This is a genomic window from Vibrio aquaticus (assembly GCF_003970385.1).
Taxonomy (GTDB): Bacteria; Pseudomonadota; Gammaproteobacteria; order Enterobacterales; family Vibrionaceae; genus Vibrio; species Vibrio aquaticus.
The window spans coordinates 1-17,891 of record NZ_RXZH01000019.1 but is presented as its reverse complement, the minus strand read 5'-3'; the positions used below and the strand labels follow the sequence as shown (position 1 = coordinate 17,891).

Genomic DNA, 17,891 nt, shown 5'->3' with positions numbered 1-17,891 from the left:
AAAGTCTTCATAATTTTCAGCTAATACAAACGGAACAAACGCCTCTTCTCTTTCAGAGAACTCACGTACCATTTCAATATACGACTCTTGATATTCTACCCTTGGAGTTACTAACTTCATCCTGAATTCCTCTGATATGCATAACGCCCAATTAAGTTGTGAGCAACGCTGCCACATTACCTAAGTACTTCACCATAATCACCAAACCAATTGAAACCGAAAGTGCCGAGCGTTGCGAATCAGCTTGAATTGCTTGTTAGGTAATTAGCACTCCCCAGCGAATGGGTTACAATCTTTACCAGCTAAAGGGTTAAACATGCCTTCAGATTTCGGCTGTATCTTAGTTTCAACTTCAGTGGAGCTAGGCTCATTTAGCTTCTCAAGCCCCCTTCTAAATTGCTCGTGTTTCCAAGCTTTCTTAGCTTGAGCGCAGTCTTTATTTTTTAACCACTCCATCATTTTATCTGTATTCCCTACGCGAGCTAATGAGTCCAAAACCAAATCACAGTTCTCTGAGACGCTTTTGGCTTCATCTAAGTTCTCCGAGTAATAGTTGGCATCTTTAGAGAAAGCATTAAACGAAAACACCAATCCTAGTATTATAATTTTGTGCATCTTACGACCTATATCCCTTTCAAATTACCTAACGCCAAATTAAGTAGTGAGCAACGCTACCACCCTACCTAAACCATTGTGCCGTAAACACCTAAACTGATTCAAACCGAGAGTGCCAAGCGTTGCGAATCTGCTTAAATTTATTGTTATAAGGCGGACTTTTAGTTAAGCGCCTTTTCCAATCAAACCGAGCTGATGTACTGACCATTTTTCTTTGCATATTCATTGAATACGCCAATTTCTCTAAAACCAAAACGCTTGTGCAAGGCAACTGAAGCGTCATTAGGTAGTGCGATACCTGCCAACACCCTGTGGACACCATAATCAGAAATTGATGAGAACAATTGGGAATATAGTTTTGAACCAACCCCTTTACCTTTCGCGGTTGAAGTAAGGTACACAGTAACTTCAGCTGTATCCTCAAATGCTGAAATGTCCCTATAAGGCTGAGAGCATGCAAAACCTAGCAACTCCCCACTTTCGGTAGCAACGAAAAGTTGATGCTTACTATTGCATGAGAACTGAGAGAACCAATTTAGACGATCTTCTTGCGTAAATGCACTCTCTTCAAAACGAGCATTAGTATGCTCAATGTAAAAATTGAAGATGTCTGTAATAGCTGCAACATCGCTTAGTTTCCCTACTCTAATTTCCACGAAAGTTCCTTTTATTTTCGAGCCTTATAACGCCCAGTTAAGTAGTGAGTAACGCACTGAGTAAGCCTCTGCAAACCGCCTAAAACATCAAACACAACGCATAGTAAATTCGCCGAGCGTTACGAATCTGCTTGAACTGTTTGTTAGGCAAATTTTGCTACGCACTCATTAACTTGCTTTGAAAACAGAATACCTTAAACACGATAAGCAACCAATCACCCACTGACTTTTTGTGATTCAAGAACAACTGAAGCCGCTATGTTACAGCCTAGGTTTCAACAACCACGAAATGCGTCTTTTCAGCGACGAAGTAGCTTTTGAACCGGAAAACTAAAAGCTGCGAACTGACAGCAAAAAAGAACCCTCGATTAACTTGCCCTTTCCACACTTTAAGCCAGTGAAACTCACCACCAACCGATACTGAAAACCAATGAGGCAACCCACGAATCTTGGCATGTTTTACGGTTGGAGAGATTCAAGAATTTGAGCCGACAATACAGAATTGCCGACGAAGAAAAGCAGATGGCCAGAGGAAGCAAGAAGATTAGAACAAAGAACTTTTCTGCCCTTTGCCTAACGCCGCATTAAGGTGTGAACAACGCGACCACTGAACCTAACCTTACCACCGTAAACACTGAACTCAACGATGGAATGAAAAATGCCAAGCGTTGAGAATCACTCTTAAATGCTTTGTTATGTAAATTTGAAGACCACACCGTACTCTAAGAAACAATAGAGCGCCCAAGAACAGAAACAGCCGAACACAATTGGGAAAATTATGTCACTGATATATAGCCATAAATTGTATGCAGCAACGAACTTAGATTTATAGTCACGATCCAATTTGTTTCGTTTACGTTCAATGTCAGCAGCTTCTCCTGAAAGCGTACCTAGGTCTTCATTTACGTGATATTGACCTTGCCTCTCATATTCATCATGGATATCTTTTTCAGAAAACCCCATTACATCTCCACGAAGACCTTTACCCTTATAGCTAATCCAATGAGGAAGCACTTTTTTCACGACTTCAAAAATGGAAAGTACTGAGAACTTAAGAAGGAAATAGCCAAGAATTATGAGCAAAAACCACCCAGCTGTTTCTTTGCTTCCGGAAAGATCTAAACCGATAATTGCAATTTTTTCTGGCAATGCCGCTGTAATCGAAATGAATAGTGCGATTCCAGAAAGAGTCAATGTTTGAGTCTTCAGCTTCTGGACTTCTTCGCTAATCTTGAACAATTTATATCTCCGAACTTAACCAATTTACATAACGCCGCGTTAAGTGGTGAGCAACGCAGACCACTGCACTTAAAGTATTGTGCCGTAAACACTTAAACGGAAGCAAACCAAAATCGCCAAGCGTTGGGAATCCGTCTTAAACGCCTTGTTAGTTGCCAGAGCCAAAGCTTATATTTGAAGGTTTATTTGCACTTTGCCAGCACTATATTTGTGTACTGCAAAGGCTCCAAATCAGGCGTAGTTTCAAAGCGACTGTCAATGAAACCACTTGGAACTCAATACGCCGCAGAAAACGGGCTATCAACACCAAAAAGATCTTTTGGAAAGACAATGCCACCGAGCGAACTTTCAACAAATAAATCCGCTTCTGAAACGGCAAAACCAAACCGAGGAGAAGCTAGAAGCACGATTTCGACAACCTCAGAAACCTAAAATTAAAACTCCAACTCGAACATAAAATCAGACTGAGATTAGCCCTAAAAATCATGCTTAATTTGGATTTTCCACGTTGGCAACTAACGCCCAATTAAGTTGTGAGCAACGCTGCCATAGACCTAAACCATTGCGCATTACTCACTAAAGCTGATTCAAACCAAAAATCCCGAGCGTTGCGAATCAGCTTGAATTGCTTGTTATGTGCCTGATTTAATTGGTTTCGGCTTTGCCTAACATTTGGTCGATAACAGGTGTCATTTTTTCTTTCACACTATCGAACTTAGACATATCTAAACCACCTTTACCGTCTAGGTGATACTCACCATAAGCGATCTTTTTGTGGTTTTTATATAAACGAAGCTCTGCATGAGATAAGTAAGGAACGAAGTCCCATGACCTTAAAGCTGTATAGGTAAGCTTGTAGTCACAGGATTCAGGGACAAAATCAACTAGCTCTGTCGTTATGCCGTGATACTGGAAGCGATCTTCGACAACTCCAACAAACTCATCGACTATGACTTTCGGGTTATTCTGAATACAGATGTGCTCGAGACTGTATTCATTGGACACAGGCTCTACTGTAATTGACGTACAGCCGGATACAATAAGAATTGAGCTTACAGCTAACAAACTTGATGCTTTCATATAGACTACCATTTGCATTATTTTAGTTGTAGCTGATTATACAAGCGGAAACATATTAGTCATTGAAATATGTTAGTTTTTCGACTTGGCACATAACGCCAAATTAAGTAGTGAGCAACGCTGCCACATACCTAAAGCATTGTGCCGTAAACACTAAAGCTGATTCAAACCAAAAGTGCCAAGCGTTGCGAATCTGCTTAAATTTATTGTTAGGTTTTTGCGCTGAACTCCATGAGATAGTAGTCACCCAAGCTGTCAGCGCCCTTTTGGACCTTCATGAAACCATTGGATTCATAGAAACCAATGGCTCTTACGTTTTCCGACATACACTTTAGGCTCAAACCGCTATATGAAGACTTAGCCTTTTCTAATAACTGAGTACCTATATTTTTCCCTTGGTGGTTATTCGAAATATATAAGTGATGTATAAAATTTTCTGGTTCCCAGATTGAAATAAACCCTAATACCTCACTACCAGCAATAGCGACCAAAACACGTTCACCTTCAGTGTCACGGCTAAAGTCTGAAAGTTGATAGCCACTGGTATCAAGCCAAGTAAACGTGGAAACCCTAGCACTCAAATACAGCTCGCTTACTGCTTCCAAAAAGTCATCACTGTAGTCTTTGATTTCCATATATCCCTTTCCGAAACCTAACGCCAAATTAAGTAGTGAGCAACGCTGCCACCAGCCTAAAGCATCGTGCCGTAAACACTTAAGCCAACTCAAACCCAAAGTGCCAAGCGTTGCGAATCTGCTTAAATTTATTGTTATATCACTTTGACAAGTATTTAGGTGGTTCTATCATTAACTCGCTCATAACCTTCAGTGCAGCAACTTCTTCATCAACTGTTGCAAATTCTGACATACCACGAAGTATTACATCACGCTCATGCGCGGACACTATTACAGTAGTAAATATGGCTTCCAAAATAGCGTTTGAAAATCTGTAACCACTTGAAGTTTGACTGTACTCAAACTCGTATAATTTGGCTAAGGTTAATAGTTCTTTAACTGCTGAACCTAAACGGTTTTTTACATCAAATCCATTTATAAGTGCATAGTCTTTCATTGTAAGCAGTGGCTGATCTTCTTTGTGTTTTTCTACTACAGCGCCAAAAGCTTCCCAAGTAATAAACTCTATTTTCTTCATGATTATCTCTTTATGTTAGAAGTTAATGATTGTGATATAACGCCCAATTAACGTGTGAGCAGCGCAAGCACTGAAGTTGAACTCTGCGCCCTAAACACTAAATTCAACCCGAAGTGAGAGCGCCAAGCGTTGCGAATCACTGTTGAATTGTTTGTTATGTTTTACCACAAACACATGATTTACTTGAGAAAGAACTGTTATTTCTGACTAGTTTTCTGAAGCAAGCCACATGATATGGACCTACTTGACCGCCAAAGGCGACCAACTTTAAACGAGTAATTCCACTTCCCTGCCCAATGAGGCAACCCGACCAAGAAACAACTAGCGCCCTATCTTTCCAACCAAAGCGCAAGACAATGCTGAATTGCCGAGACAACTGCCAAACTGAAATGCTGATAGGCTAAGAACCTAAAAGCGACTTTGAGCCAGTTAAACCAAAAGCCGACCGCCACGACCTGACAATGAAGCAACCCACGAACATTGGCATGTTTTACGGGCTGAGAGATTCAAGAAGTTAGACCGCCAATGCGGATTTGCTGAGTCTACTAGGAATGAATTGCCAAAGAGACAAAGAACTAGAGCCTAAGACCTTTAAGCCTTTGAATTACAAGTAAACATAACGCCCAGTTAAGTAGTGAGTAACGCACTGAGTAAGCCTCTGCAAACCGCCTAAAACACCAAACACAACGCATAGTAAATTCGCCGAGCGTTACGAATCCGCTTGAACTGTTTGTTAGGCAAATTTTGCTACGCACTCACTAACTTGATTTGAAAACAGAATACCTTAAACACGATAAGCAACCAATCACCCAATCACTTTTTGTTGTTCGAGAACTACTGAAGTCGCTATGTTACAGCTGAAGTTTCAACAACCACGAAATGCAGCCTTTCAGCGAAAAAGTAACTTTTGAACCTAAGAGACTCAAAGCTGCGAAATGACAGTAATAGCGAAAGCTTCGATCAACTTGACCTTTCCACACTTTAAGCCAGTAAAACTCACAACCAACCAACTCCAAAATCCAATGAGGCAACCCACGAAATTTGGCATGTTTTACGGTTGAAGAGATTCAAGAATTTGAGCCGACAATGCTGAATTGCCGACTACGAAAAACGAACGGCCAGAAGGAACAAGAAGATTAGAACTAAGAACTTTTTGCCCTTTGCCTAACGCCAAATTAAGTAGTGACCAACGCTACCACCCACCTAAAACATTGTGCCGTAAACACTAAAACCAATTCAAACCAAAAGTGCCAAGCGTTGCGAATCTGCTTAAATTTATTGTTAGGTTAAGCTATTTTCTGCAGTGCCACTCTAGCCCAAGTAACACTTTCTTTATGTGGTAAAACACTAGCTTGATTTTCGGACTGAAACACTACTTTAAAACCTAGCTCGTCAGCATAGTTAATTAACTCAGAACAACTCGTTGGGAAAACGCACTTCCCTGCGCCTGCGGGGCCATTTCTTAACGAGATTGCGCAAATTCCACCTTTTAACATTAATGATGAGAACCTTCTTATGCACTCTCGGCGTTCCTCACGATTTAAATGATGCCAAACACCAGCGACTAGAACAAAACTGAACAAGCCATCGTCTTCATTGATACTTGTTAAATTTGGCAAGCTATCATGAACCCAACTAACATCTAGGTGCTTATAATTCGAAATAGCTTTATCAAGAAACTGACGCATCGGCTCAACCCCGACCACGTCATAACCCAACTTGGAGAGTGCTGCTGAATTTTGTCCAACACCACATCCAGCGTCCAAAACTCTTGACGGAGTTGAGGGTAGATAAGGTAGGAAGTCTTTGTTTACTTCCTCAAAGCGTAACGTAAAACTCAGTTCTGCAAACAACTCTATGACTTCTTCATACCCTTTAGTTCCAGCTACCAAATTACTGCCTCCATTTCAGAAATGTCTGAGCTTACCCTAACGCCCAATTAAGTTGTGAGTAACACTACCACATTACCTAAACACTTCACCGTAATCACCAAACTAATTGAAACCGAAAGCGCCGAGCGTTGCGAATCAGCTTGAATTGTTTGTTAGGCAAATTTTCCTACGCACTCACTAACTTGCTTTGAAAACAGAATACCTTAAACACGATAAGCAACCAATCACCCACTGACTTTTTGTGATTCAAAAACTACTGAAGTAACTATGTTACAGCCTCACTTTCAACGTTTACGAGACACAGCCTTTCAACCACAAAGCAGCTTTTGAATCTGAGAAACTTAAAGCTACGAACTGACAACAAGAACGAAAGCTTCGATTCACTTGCCCTTTCCACATTTTAAACCAGTCATATTCACCGCCAACCAACACTGAAACTCAATGAGGCAACCCACGAGCTTTGGCATGTTTTACGGTTGGAGAGATTCAAGGATTTGGGCCGACAATGCTGAATTGCCGACAAAGGACAACAGATAGCCAGAGGGAACAAGAAGAATAAGACAAAGAACTTTTCTGTCCTTTGCCTAACGCCAAATTAAGTAGTGAGCAACGCTACCACCCTACCTAACCCATTGTGCCGTAAACACTAAAGCTGATTCAAACCGAAAATGCCAAGCGTTGCGAATCTGCTTAAATTTATTGTTAGGAGTTTGATTTATAGTGCTCACAATCTTTCGGTATATCTATATATGTTTCCTTTGCCTTCCAATCCTGAGCCTTGTAATCAAAGTAAAGTTCATACGTTGAAACACTATTATATGTGCCTGATGTTATCTGATTACCAACAGAGATGATATTTGGCTCTGAAATAGTAAAAACCCAAACATCTTCACCTGAAACTAACTCAAGACGACTATCAGAAACAAATGAAGCCCCCTCTATAGAAAAGAACTCGTTAGGATAACTCTCACAATAATATTTAAGTCGCTGGCCATAAGAACTGTAGATGGTTCTCATGTTGAATTTCTCATATAGGTCTTTAGTTGTTACCTGTTCTGCTCCAACAGAGCCAAACGCAAGCGATGCTAAAATGCCACTAAAGATGAATTTCATGCGTAAACTCCTAACGCCAAATTAAGTAGTGAGCAACGCAACCACCTAAGCTAAACCATTGCGCCGTAAACACTAAAGCGATTCAAACCGAAAATGCCAAGCGTTGCGAATCTGCTTAAATTTATTGTTATGTCGACGAAGTATCGACTTACCTTCTCTCCCACACAGCTAGGCACAACGTCAATTTTTTTTAATTCTCTGCTCTTCACCCACAAAGAGCAACCAGTAGAATAACAACAAATTACCTAGTATGAATGCAGCAAATGATAATAATTAACTTAGACTCTCTGAATTTGGCTACTGATTTACTTAGAAATATTGATCTCTCATCTGAGAATGTTTATTTCAATGACGGAGTCACTGCCTCAAAGATAGTTGGATTTACAATTCACTATGAAGATTTTGAAGCAAACGGAATGCTTCAGACCATAGAACGAAAGTACACACTAGAACTAAGTAATTCGGACAACCTAACGTATTGGTTCCATGGTGGCCAGATTAAAACCATGCCACGAATGGTAAAAAACCCATCAGATTACCCTCTGTCAATTCCAGTGGAAATATCAAAATACATGTTCTGAGGCTACTCAGCTACATAACGCCGCATTAAGGTGTGAGCGGCGCTTGGCTATACTTGAGCGAAGCGAAACTGCCAAGCGTTGCGAATCACTCTTAAATGCTTTGTTATGCTAATTTTTCACGACGCATCGTTGTAATCGAATACCCCATTTCACGATACTTTTCACAACGTTGTTGTAGAAACTCCGGATACTGACTTTCTTCCACTTCATTGAAGCCAATATGCTTGTAGAAATCTGTTACATGAGCAAGTGGCATACAATAGGCGGTACGCAAATTTAAAACAGGCTCAATGTGCTTAAGAAATTGAAGTCCTAAACCTTGACCTTGAAACTCACTCGCAATGTACATACCCCTGAGTATCGTCACGTCATTGATAAGCTCAACTTTCACTGAGCCGATAATCGCACCATCGTTGAGGCAGATAAATGCTCTTTCAGTATTAGACCAAGCACTATGATAGCCCTGCTCTTTATAGAATTGACCAACAGCATCTTTCATAGAGCTATCGGCTTCAATAATTCTCATTTTTACTCCATTTGCATAACGCCCAATTAAGGGGTGAACAACGCCGCCACCCAAACCTAAAGCATTGTGCCATAAACACTAAATTTGAAGTAGAAGCAAAAGTGCCAAGCGTTGAGAATCCCTCTTAAATTGCTTGTTATAAATATTTTTCGTAACACTGTTCAAGCTGAGCTTGCCCCCAAAGTTCGCACTCTTCCTCATGGATTAACTGAAATCCATTCTTGATATAGAGTGACTTTGAAGCAGCTAAACCTGCAACTGTCCAAAGGATTACTTTTGAATAGTTTTCCTCAATACAAAAGCTAAGTGCCTGCTCAATTAGAGTTTTTCCTAAACCTTTTCCACGAGCCTTTGGGTCTACAGAGAACCAACGAAGTTGAGCTTCAGTATTTGAGTTTTCACAAATGCAAATCGTGCCGACTAATTCACCATCGAGACGAGCCAACCAAATCTTCTCTCGTTTACCATTACGTTTTGCAAACTGAGCTAGAGGTTCTGCAACATATGCTTCGAAGGTAAAATCATAACCATACTCTTTCGAGTAAAGTAAGCCATGCTGCTTAACGATATGACCTAAGTCTCCTGGTTCTAATGTATTGCTAATTATCATTGCTGCTCCCTAGCGATGATTTTGACTGTATTTATAACGCCCAATTAAGTTGTGAGCAACGCTGCCAAAGCACTCAAACACTTCACCGTAATCACCAAACTAATTGAAACCGAAAGCGCCGAGCGTTGCGAATCAGCTTGAATTGTTTGTTAGGCAAATTTTTCTACGCACTCATTCACTTTGTTTGAAAACAGAATACCTTAAACACGATAAGCAACCAATCACCCACTAATTTTTTGTGATTCAAGAACTACTGAAATCGCTATGTTACAGTCGAAAATTCAACAACCACGAAATGCAGCCTTTCAGCGACGAAGTAGCTTTTGAACCGGAAAACTAAAAGCTGCGAAATGACAGCAAAAATGAAAGCTTCGATTAACTTGTCCTTTCTACACTTTAAGCCAGTGAAACTCACCACCAACCGATACTGAAAACCAATGAGGCAACCCACGAATCTTGGCATGTTTACGGTTGGAGAGATTCAAGAATTTGAGCCGACAATACAGAATTGCCGACTAAGAAAAGCAGGTGGCCAGAGGGAGCAAGAAGATTAGAACAAAGAACTTTCCTGCCCTTTGCCTAACGCCCAATTAACGTGTGAGCAGCGCAAGCACTGAACCCAAAAACTGCGCCGTAAACACTAAATTCAACCCGAAGTGAAAGCGCCAAGCGTTGCGAATCACTGTTGAATTGTTTGTTATGTTTTACCACAAGTTACTGACTTAATTGAGAAAGAACTGCTGTTTCTAACTAATTTTCTGAACCAAACCACAAGGCAAGAACCAACTTGGCCGCCAAAAGCGACTAACCCAAAACCAGTAATTCCACTTCCCTGCCCAATGAGGCAACCCGACAAAGCACCAACAAGCGCCCTTTCTTTCCAACCAAAGCGCAAAACAATGCCGAATTGCTGAGGCAACTGCCAAGCCGAAATTGCTAATTGGCTAAGAGCCTAGAAGCGACTTTGAGCCAGTTAAACCAGAATCCCATCGCCACGACCTGACAATGAAGCAACCCACGAACATTGGCATGTTTTACGGCCTGAGAGATTCTAGAATTTAAGCCGACAATGCGGATTTGCTGAGTCTACTAGGGACGGACTGCCAGAGGGACAAAGAACTAGAGCCTAAGACATTTAAGCCTTTGAAATACAAGTAAACATAACGCCCAATTAAGTTGTGAGCAACGCTGACACCTTACTAAAACACTGCACCGTAATCACTAAACAAGTTGAAACCGAACGCGCCGAGCGTTGCGAATCAGCTTGAATTGTTTGTTATAACAACGATTTCTTCGATGCTGATTTTATGCCTTACCCTGTTCGAAAGCTAAAATTTTCTCGAATGCTATTTTGAAGTAAAGATCATAGCTGTTTTGCTCTACATACCCTAAATGTGGGGTAGCCGTAACGTTTGGTAATGACAATAAAGGCTCGTTATCAAGCGATGCTGGTTCATTGTCAAATACATCAACGGCAGCTCGCTTAGTTGAGACTGCTGCCAACTCGTTGTATAGCGCAGAGTTTTCTACAAGCTCTGAGCGACTAATGTTTACAAATAAAGAGTCGGGCTTCATTAAGCTTAAGTCCTGAGCTGTTACGCACGCCCTAGTTATTTCATTCAAACGTAAGTGAAGTGACACAATATCCGAACCAGAGAAAAATGCTTCCTTTGAAGCGACAGCTTCAAAGCCATGTTCAAGCGCAAGATTTCTAGATTCCTCACTACCCCAAACAACCACTGACATTTCAAATGCTTTTGCATATTGGGCAATTCGTTGTCCAATTTTTCCGTAGCCCCAAATACCAAGCTTCAAGCCCTTCAGAGTGCGACCTAAACCAAGCACTCCAGAGTTTTGCCATTTGTCATTTTGGAGATTAGCTGAATAAGTTGGTACGTGGCGACTTGCCGCCATAATCAGCGCCCAAGCTAATTCCGAAGGAGCGACAGGAGAGCCACGCCCCTCCAACACCTTTACTCCATACTTTTCGCATAGGTGGACATCAATATGATTGCTGACTTTACCTGTTTGACTGATAACTTTAAGGTTAGGTAACTGTGCAAGCAGTGACTCTGTAATCACTGTCCGTTCTCGGATTAAAACAAGAACCTCGGTGTCTTTTAGCTTAACTACCAGCTCCGCTTCAGGAAATGTTTCGTTCAAGATGGACACATCGTGATGTGATAGTAATTCGAAACAATCTAACGTTCTAACCACATCCTGGTAGTCATCTAAAACTGTTATTTTCACGGAACTCTCCTTGTTGTTATAACGCCCAATTAAGTTGTGAGCAACTCTGCCACCTTACTAAAGCACTGCACCGGAATCACCAAACAAGTTGAAATCGAAAGCGCTGAGCGTTGCGAATCAGCTTGAATTGTTTGTTATGTGCGTGGTTGGAGTCTTACTACAAACTTGGTTCCGGTAAAACTGGTGGCGTGCTGTCCATATAAGTTAAGAAGTTTTCCCACAATTCATGTGTTCTTTGCTTCGTTAGCTTAGTTTTACAAGATATACCCATAACACCACGAATAGTTCCATCACGCCATTGCGTATATACCGAATCACAATGTGAGGACATATATGTTTGCCAGTCCGTTTGAGCTAGCTTCATCGCTTCAACTAACTTTGGATCAAACGAGTTATGGTCAAAGCTAGCCTTTAGGTATTTCTCTAGCTCAGTTTTCGCTGCATCAAGCTCAATAGCGGCACACTGATTTGCCTCGATTGTTGTGAATGCGGTATCGCAATCAATGGCTTTCTCATCAGCAAGAGCGCCAAACGAAAAACTAGCTAAGGCTAGGATTAGACTCTTTTTCATTGTTTTCTCCGAAAGTACATAACGCCCAATTAACGTGTGAGCAGCGCAGACACTGAATTTGAATACTGCGCCGTAAACACTAAATTCAACCCAAAGTGCGAGCGCCAAGCGTTGCGAATCACTGTTGAATTGTTTGTTAGGCGAAATTGCTTTCAACCCACTGATAATGCTTTCGAGTTTTTTGAATACTGCCAATTTTTTCTTCAAGAGTCAGGGAGTTTTCCATATTACTCAAAATGCTACCAACGTTCATTGTGACTGGTCTTGACACTTTATCACTAGCTTCTCTAATGTTTGCTAAATGTTCCCAGACCAAAGTTTGAATTGCATCCGAGTATTGTTGCTCTAGTCTTGCTAAAACAGGTAAAACAACACCCATTACCGCTTCACCATATGCAATCGCTTGGGCTTTTGTTGCGATCTTGCCTTTGTGTACAACATTATTACGTAGTTCTATCTTGCTTCTTGGTAACTTGGGCGGGATGTCTTTACACCCAAATAAGTATAGATATGAAAAAGCTCCATATTGACGTTCAGATTGAGCTGAAACCATTTTCCAGACTTCATCACGTTGCTCCACACTTATATCATGACCGATACAAATAACATTGATTGCATGTTCGTAAAAACGTTCTAGTGAGGATGTAAACGATGATATGGCCTCTCGGTAATAACCATCTAGAATAGCATTTAGCCCTAGCTCAAATAAAACCTCGTATCGGTGGTTTTGCAGGGAGATATTTGTTTTATGTCCATGGCGACACTCAAGCGTATAAAGACCACTATCTTGGAGTTCTGCTGGGTAACTCCAATGATCACCACTAAAGCATTCCATACAAGTGAGATATAGTTTCATAATTCCTCCTTTCGCCTAACGCCGCATTAAGGTGTGAGCAACGCTACCACGAAACTCAACCTTACCACCGTAAACACTAAACCCAACGATAGAATGAAAAATGCCAAGCGTTGGGAATCACTCTTAAATGCTTTGTTAGTTTCGTTCTAAACAAAAGCTCTGTAATACCTTTAAAGGCTGCCTTAATGTTCCATTACTCCAAAAGGCAGCAGAGTAATATGTAAGCTCTTTATTATGATATGAGCCAATTAATATACCAATGACACCTGAGAATTCTCCCATGTTCATAGAACCATGAGCTTCTATTGTTTTTTGCCATTTTCTTAGATAATCATAAATTTTTTGGTTCTTTGAGCCATCCCAACCATCAAAGACAGTCACCAATACTCTTAGAGGTGAATTTAGCCTACATAGCTTATTCATTTCTTGGTTTGCAGTTCGAATATCATTCTCTGATTCAATTTGTATTTGAGGGACATAAACATCGCCATAGAATGACTTAGACATTACATAGTCAACTGTAAACTCTTCATTGCCTTGGAATAAGCCCAGTTCTTTAGATACTAAAGGGAGAAGTGACTCCTTGTAAAAGGATGTACGGTTACCTTTAGAAGACCAAGCGTCTGACAATTCATCACATGAAAAAGTACTCAATTTATTAACTAGTTCATCTTTGAATGAACTCCACAATGTATAGTTTTTATCTTTTTCAGTATTACCTTTAGGTTCTAGGTATTCTTCAATCCCACAAATCGAACTGAACCAATGCTTATCATCAGGCAATACAGGATTATGCTCGCTTGAAGGAGCAATAACTAAATCACTACACCTCGAGTTGAAAGTTACATCTTCAAACCTAAATTCACCTTTGCCTCGTTCTTTTAACACTGTCGCAGTTGCAGGCACAGCCATCGACAGCATTAGGTTACACTGCGGACATTCCATTAAATCCCAAGTATTCAGGTGAACTTCACTATCGACACATACCGGGCACTTTTTATACTCAACAAATATCATTATTAACCATTTTATTTTACAACTATGCTCATAGAAACTAACGCCCAATTAACGTGTGAGCAGCGCATACACTGAGCTTGAACACTGCACCGTAAACACTAAACTCAACCTGAAGTGGGAACGCCAAGCGTTGCGAATCACTGTTGAATTGTTTGTTAGGCAATAGTTCCAATTTCCTGCGTATAACCTTCTGATACTTGCACTTCAGTCACTGATGTCTCGGGATAAACCCAATTAGTCCAATTTTCAATAAGCCAGGTCTTGCTAATGGCTTGAACTTTTCCTTTCGCACGCGCCTCTAATGGCAGCCCACCTTCATGGTGACCACTTTTATAACCGGTGGTGCAAACAAGGGAAAAACCACTTTCGGAAGCTGAGTCTAAAAACAGCATAAAATCGACAACAGGTTCGAATGGATAAGTAGCAGGAAATCTAAATACAGTTCCCCGCCACAAATTCTCATCTTCCAATTCTACTAATTTTTTCCATTCCATAACTGCATAATTCCTGATATTGCCTAACGCCGCATTAAGGTGTGAACGACGCTTGGCTATACTTGAGCGAAGCGAAACTGCCAAGCGTTGCGAATCACTCTTAAATGCTTTGTTAGTTGCACAATGCGCACTGAATTTTTTGTTTATTTTCAGTGATATATTCTATGTCATTTAGATAGGCCTGAAGATGACCTTGCTCTATGTTTTCAGCAAAGGTTTCATTACCATTTTCAGCTTCACTGCGCATGAACAAAACTAAAGCCTGTAATCGCTCAATCATTGCGTCAGCTAGTTGATTTCTTTCGAACGTAGTTGCACCGTAACTATCACAGAACAACGTAGCTCTAGTTACCTGCTCAGAGATTGTGCCTAACTTATCATTGCTGTCAGTTTTGAAAGGCGACCAACAATAAACTGAATATGCTAAATCCCATATTCTTGGCGCAGGGTGCGCAGTATCAAAGTCAAATACACCTACAACTGTGTTCTCGGATAGAGCAACATTATAAGGGGTAAAGTCACCATGACAGATAACTTCAAAAGGCTCTCTTGGCTTTAGCATCCACTTGTGCGCATTAACATCTACTTGATTCAAAAGTGGCACAGTAGAGTCATGTATTTTACGCAATAGTTTACCTGCTGATGTGAGTGCATCCACAGTAGCAATTGCACCGACTAGAGGGTAATTATAAGTATTCCCAACGACAAAACTTAGGACTTCCTGTTCTTGGTTAACACCAAGAAATCTTGGAGATTCACCTACATTTTCTCGCTCGAGGTGTTTCAAAATAAGGTGAATTGTAGGACTCCACGGCTGAAGAGGACGATAGACAACTTCACCATCTCGATATATTGCTGATTCTCTTCCACCTGATAATTCTTCCACGAAACCTCCTCGTGCAACTAACGCCCAATTAAGGGGTGAACAACGCTGCCACCTACACCTAAAGCATTGTGCCATAGACACTAAATTTGAAGTAGAAGCAAAAATGCCAAGCGTTGTGAATCCCTCTTAAATTGCTTGTTATAGCTGACTTACACCTTGCGCAATTCGCTCTAACATCTCGTTGCACGCAGTATCAAAACTTTGCTGTTCAACGACAAACTCATGCTTGGACAACTTTTCTGGTGCTCTAGCATCCAAATATTTGGCGAGTGACTTTCTAGCGCTATGAACCGATGCCAAATCGGATTTGTATTCAGGGAAGTGGACATTAACAAGCATTTCAATTTTATTAATTGTCCCTACAGTATTAGAAAAACGTTCATTCAAAATAGTTTGAACCTGCTCATAGTCGAGCTCACCGACGAAGTAACGTAAGTGCAGGATGTAAATTGAAGAAAGATCTTTATGCCATTGAAACAAAGATAGATAAAGTTCTTCGCTTTTGGCGGTTTTAGTTTCAACTTGATATCGGGCAACAGAAAGATCATGATTTTGCTGTAACTGCCTACTATTAAACCAGTTTGCGATACTAACACCCAACAAAGTTGCTATCGCGGCTATAGACGCACCAATAATTGGAGCCAGTTCAATTGTCACTTTTTCTTCCATATTTCCTCTAAAGCTATAACGCCCAATTAACGTGTGAGCAGCGCAAACACTGAACTTAAACATTGCGCCGTAAACACTAAACTCAACCCGAAGTGAGAGCGCCAAGCGTTGCGAATCACTGTTGAATTGTTTGTTATGTTTTACCACAAATGTATGATTTACTTGAGAAAGAACTGCTATTTCTAACTAGTTTTCTGAAATAAACCACAAGGCTGAAACCAACTTGAACGCCAAAGGCGAGCAACCTAAAACGTGTAATTCCATTTCCCTTCCCAATGAGGCAACCCGACCAAGTAACAACAAGCGCCCTTTCTTTCCAACCAAAGCGCAAAACAATGCTAAATTGCCGAGGCAACTGCCAAGCTGAAATGCTAATTGTCTAAGAACCTAAAAGCGACTTTAAGCCAGTTAAACAGGAAGCTAGCCGCCACGACCTGACAATGAAGCAACCCGCGAACATTGGCATGTTTTAGGGGCTGAGAAATTCAAGAACTTAGACCGACAATGCGGATTTGCTGAGTCTACTAGAGACGAATTGCCAGAGGGACAAAGAACTAGAGCCTAAGACATTTAAGCCTTTGAAATACAAGTAAACATAACGCCGCATTAAGGTGTGAGCGGCGCTTGGCTATACTTGAGCGAAGCGAAACTGCCAAGCGTTGCGAATCACTCTTAAATGCTTTGTTAGCTGTATTTTCATTCTTAGTCTATGATTCATTTAATACTAGAGACTGAGCATAAGCAATTGAAAATTCTTATTATTGGTGGAAATGGTGGCATTGGAAAGGCGATTACTACGTATGTCAGAGACACATTCCCTAAAGCCAAAATATTTGCGACCTACCGTTCAACGTTACCCGAAGATAAACGAGTCGATATAACGTGGTTGAAAGCTAATGCATCATTAGATGCCGATGTAAAACACCTCGCAAAGCAAATCTCGGATCTAGACATGTTGATTAATACTGCTGGTTTTCTACATGACGCAGCGAATAAGCCAGAAAAATCAATCAACGAATTCACCCCTGAATTTTTTAACCAAAACTTGAGTTCAAATACCCTACCTACACTATTACTAGCAAAGTATTTTTCAAACCACCTCAAAGCCAAACACCAGACATATTTTATTTCACTATCAGCTAGAATCGGAAGTATTGAAGATAACCAGATTGGAGGATGGGTTAGTTACCGTTGCTCTAAAGCAGCACTAAATATGGCTGTGAAAACGATTAGTATAGAATGGCAATTTAAACTACCTAACTGCTGTGTCATTGCGTTTCATCCCGGAACTACAGATACACAGCTATCCCGACCTTTTCAGAAGAACGTACCACCAACCAAGCTCTTTACAAGTGAATATGTGAGCCAACAACTGTTCAAGATAATTAGTAAAGTTCAACCTTCGGACACTGGTAAGTTCTATAGTTTTACCGGCGAAGAGCTTCCTTGGTGACGATTACAGCTAACGCCCAATTAACGTGTGAGCAGCGCTGACACTAAACCAAACCACTGCGCCGTAAACACTAAACTCAACTCGAAGTGAGAGCGCCAAGCGTTGCGAATCACTGTTGAATTGTTTGTTATGTTTTACCACAAACACATGATTTACTTGAGAAAGAACTGCAATTTCTAACTGGTTTTCTGAAGCAAACCACAAGGCTGAAACCAACTTGACCGACAAAGG

At 40.8% G+C, this 17,891-nt stretch carries 19 protein-coding genes; 1 reads left to right on the top strand and 18 read right to left on the bottom strand.

The genetic code is table 11. From position 1 onward, the window contains the following. Window positions 1-264: 264 nt before the first annotated feature. The 17 genes from EJ063_RS19745 to EJ063_RS19620 all read right to left on the bottom strand — a co-directional run bounded on the left by EJ063_RS19745 (window position 265) and on the right by EJ063_RS19620 (window position 16,207). Complete coding sequence (locus tag EJ063_RS19745) at window positions 265-615, bottom strand: hypothetical protein (protein WP_126575994.1); 351 nt, start codon at window positions 613-615, stop codon at window positions 265-267. Window positions 616-797: 182 nt separating this feature from the next. Beyond that, on the bottom strand, window positions 798-1,271 hold the full coding sequence (locus EJ063_RS19740; protein ID WP_126575993.1) for a GNAT family N-acetyltransferase: 474 nt from the start codon (window positions 1,269-1,271) through the stop codon (window positions 798-800). Between the two features lie 693 nt (window positions 1,272-1,964). Further along, entirely contained in the window at window positions 1,965-2,510 is a 546-nt protein-coding gene (locus EJ063_RS19730) for a hypothetical protein (RefSeq protein WP_126575992.1), read from the bottom strand. Window positions 2,511-3,155: 645 nt separating this feature from the next. Next, window positions 3,156-3,590 carry an Sbal_3080 family lipoprotein gene (locus EJ063_RS19725; protein WP_244225213.1) on the bottom strand — a complete coding sequence of 145 codons (435 nt, stop codon included), beginning with the start codon at window positions 3,588-3,590 and terminating at the stop codon, window positions 3,156-3,158. A 209-nt stretch (window positions 3,591-3,799) separates the two neighbouring features. Continuing rightward, complete coding sequence (locus EJ063_RS19715; RefSeq protein ID WP_126575990.1) at window positions 3,800-4,225, bottom strand: GNAT family N-acetyltransferase; 426 nt, start codon at window positions 4,223-4,225, stop codon at window positions 3,800-3,802. A 139-nt stretch (window positions 4,226-4,364) separates the two neighbouring features. Continuing rightward, window positions 4,365-4,742 carry a hypothetical protein gene (locus EJ063_RS19710; RefSeq protein ID WP_061893459.1) on the bottom strand — a complete coding sequence of 126 codons (378 nt, stop codon included), beginning with the start codon at window positions 4,740-4,742 and terminating at the stop codon, window positions 4,365-4,367. Between the two features lie 1,286 nt (window positions 4,743-6,028). Next, a complete protein-coding gene (locus EJ063_RS19690; RefSeq protein WP_126575988.1) occupies window positions 6,029-6,634 on the bottom strand; it encodes a class I SAM-dependent methyltransferase in 606 nt (201 codons plus the stop codon). A 702-nt stretch (window positions 6,635-7,336) separates the two neighbouring features. Continuing rightward, window positions 7,337-7,747 carry a hypothetical protein gene (locus EJ063_RS19685; RefSeq protein ID WP_126575987.1) on the bottom strand — a complete coding sequence of 137 codons (411 nt, stop codon included), beginning with the start codon at window positions 7,745-7,747 and terminating at the stop codon, window positions 7,337-7,339. 684 nt (window positions 7,748-8,431) lie between these two features. Then, window positions 8,432-8,854, bottom strand: a complete 423-nt coding sequence (locus tag EJ063_RS19680) for a GNAT family N-acetyltransferase (protein ID WP_126575986.1) — start codon at window positions 8,852-8,854, stop codon at window positions 8,432-8,434. Window positions 8,855-8,990: 136 nt separating this feature from the next. Further along, complete coding sequence (locus EJ063_RS19675; RefSeq protein WP_126575985.1) at window positions 8,991-9,464, bottom strand: GNAT family N-acetyltransferase; 474 nt, start codon at window positions 9,462-9,464, stop codon at window positions 8,991-8,993. A 1,305-nt stretch (window positions 9,465-10,769) separates the two neighbouring features. Then, on the bottom strand, window positions 10,770-11,714 hold the full coding sequence (locus EJ063_RS19660; protein ID WP_126575982.1) for a D-2-hydroxyacid dehydrogenase family protein: 945 nt from the start codon (window positions 11,712-11,714) through the stop codon (window positions 10,770-10,772). A 157-nt stretch (window positions 11,715-11,871) separates the two neighbouring features. Beyond that, window positions 11,872-12,285 carry a lysozyme inhibitor LprI family protein gene (locus EJ063_RS19655; protein ID WP_126575981.1) on the bottom strand — a complete coding sequence of 138 codons (414 nt, stop codon included), beginning with the start codon at window positions 12,283-12,285 and terminating at the stop codon, window positions 11,872-11,874. Between the two features lie 136 nt (window positions 12,286-12,421). After that, entirely contained in the window at window positions 12,422-13,141 is a 720-nt protein-coding gene (locus EJ063_RS19645; protein ID WP_126575979.1) for a hypothetical protein, read from the bottom strand. Window positions 13,142-13,276: 135 nt separating this feature from the next. Then, the gene (locus EJ063_RS19640; protein WP_126575978.1) at window positions 13,277-14,158 is read right to left on the bottom strand and encodes a hypothetical protein; all 882 of its coding nucleotides are present in this window, start codon (window positions 14,156-14,158) and stop codon (window positions 13,277-13,279) included. Window positions 14,159-14,313: 155 nt separating this feature from the next. Beyond that, the gene (gene imm45, locus EJ063_RS19630) at window positions 14,314-14,652 is read right to left on the bottom strand and encodes an Imm45 family immunity protein (RefSeq protein WP_069447731.1); all 339 of its coding nucleotides are present in this window, start codon (window positions 14,650-14,652) and stop codon (window positions 14,314-14,316) included. 112 nt (window positions 14,653-14,764) lie between these two features. Continuing rightward, window positions 14,765-15,538 (bottom strand): aminoglycoside phosphotransferase family protein, encoded by a 774-nt coding sequence (locus EJ063_RS19625; RefSeq protein ID WP_158676013.1) that lies wholly within the window; start codon window positions 15,536-15,538, stop codon window positions 14,765-14,767. 138 nt (window positions 15,539-15,676) lie between these two features. After that, complete coding sequence (locus EJ063_RS19620; RefSeq protein WP_126575975.1) at window positions 15,677-16,207, bottom strand: hypothetical protein; 531 nt, start codon at window positions 16,205-16,207, stop codon at window positions 15,677-15,679. Window positions 16,208-16,952: 745 nt separating this feature from the next. On the opposite strand from EJ063_RS19620, the gene EJ063_RS19610 reads away from it, so the two are divergent. Next, window positions 16,953-17,660, top strand: a complete 708-nt coding sequence (locus tag EJ063_RS19610; RefSeq protein ID WP_126575973.1) for an SDR family NAD(P)-dependent oxidoreductase — start codon at window positions 16,953-16,955, stop codon at window positions 17,658-17,660. A gap of 9 nt (window positions 17,661-17,669) precedes the next feature. Here EJ063_RS19610 and EJ063_RS21155 read toward each other — a convergent pair. Beyond that, on the bottom strand, window positions 17,670-17,891 hold a 222-nt coding region (locus EJ063_RS21155; protein ID WP_244225212.1), incomplete at its 5' end, for a hypothetical protein.

What these genes read in the sequence shown, in the direction of transcription:
- EJ063_RS19745 (WP_126575994.1), bottom strand. Translation starts at nt 615, where the DNA reads ATGCACAAAATTATAATACTAGGATTGGTGTTTTCGTTTAATGCTTTC.
- EJ063_RS19725 (WP_244225213.1), bottom strand. Translation starts at nt 3,590, where the DNA reads ATGAAAGCATCAAGTTTGTTAGCTGTAAGCTCAATTCTTATTGTATCC.
- EJ063_RS19715 (WP_126575990.1), bottom strand. Translation starts at nt 4,225, where the DNA reads ATGGAAATCAAAGACTACAGTGATGACTTTTTGGAAGCAGTAAGCGAG.
- EJ063_RS19710 (WP_061893459.1), bottom strand. Translation starts at nt 4,742, where the DNA reads ATGAAGAAAATAGAGTTTATTACTTGGGAAGCTTTTGGCGCTGTAGTA.
- EJ063_RS19685 (WP_126575987.1), bottom strand. Translation starts at nt 7,747, where the DNA reads ATGAAATTCATCTTTAGTGGCATTTTAGCATCGCTTGCGTTTGGCTCT.
- EJ063_RS19680 (WP_126575986.1), bottom strand. Translation starts at nt 8,854, where the DNA reads ATGAGAATTATTGAAGCCGATAGCTCTATGAAAGATGCTGTTGGTCAA.
- EJ063_RS19675 (WP_126575985.1), bottom strand. Translation starts at nt 9,464, where the DNA reads ATGATAATTAGCAATACATTAGAACCAGGAGACTTAGGTCATATCGTT.
- EJ063_RS19655 (WP_126575981.1), bottom strand. Translation starts at nt 12,285, where the DNA reads ATGAAAAAGAGTCTAATCCTAGCCTTAGCTAGTTTTTCGTTTGGCGCT.
- EJ063_RS19645 (WP_126575979.1), bottom strand. Translation starts at nt 13,141, where the DNA reads ATGAAACTATATCTCACTTGTATGGAATGCTTTAGTGGTGATCATTGG.
- EJ063_RS19640 (WP_126575978.1), bottom strand. Translation starts at nt 14,158, where the DNA reads ATGATATTTGTTGAGTATAAAAAGTGCCCGGTATGTGTCGATAGTGAA.
- imm45 (WP_069447731.1), bottom strand. Translation starts at nt 14,652, where the DNA reads ATGGAATGGAAAAAATTAGTAGAATTGGAAGATGAGAATTTGTGGCGG.
- EJ063_RS19620 (WP_126575975.1), bottom strand. Translation starts at nt 16,207, where the DNA reads ATGGAAGAAAAAGTGACAATTGAACTGGCTCCAATTATTGGTGCGTCT.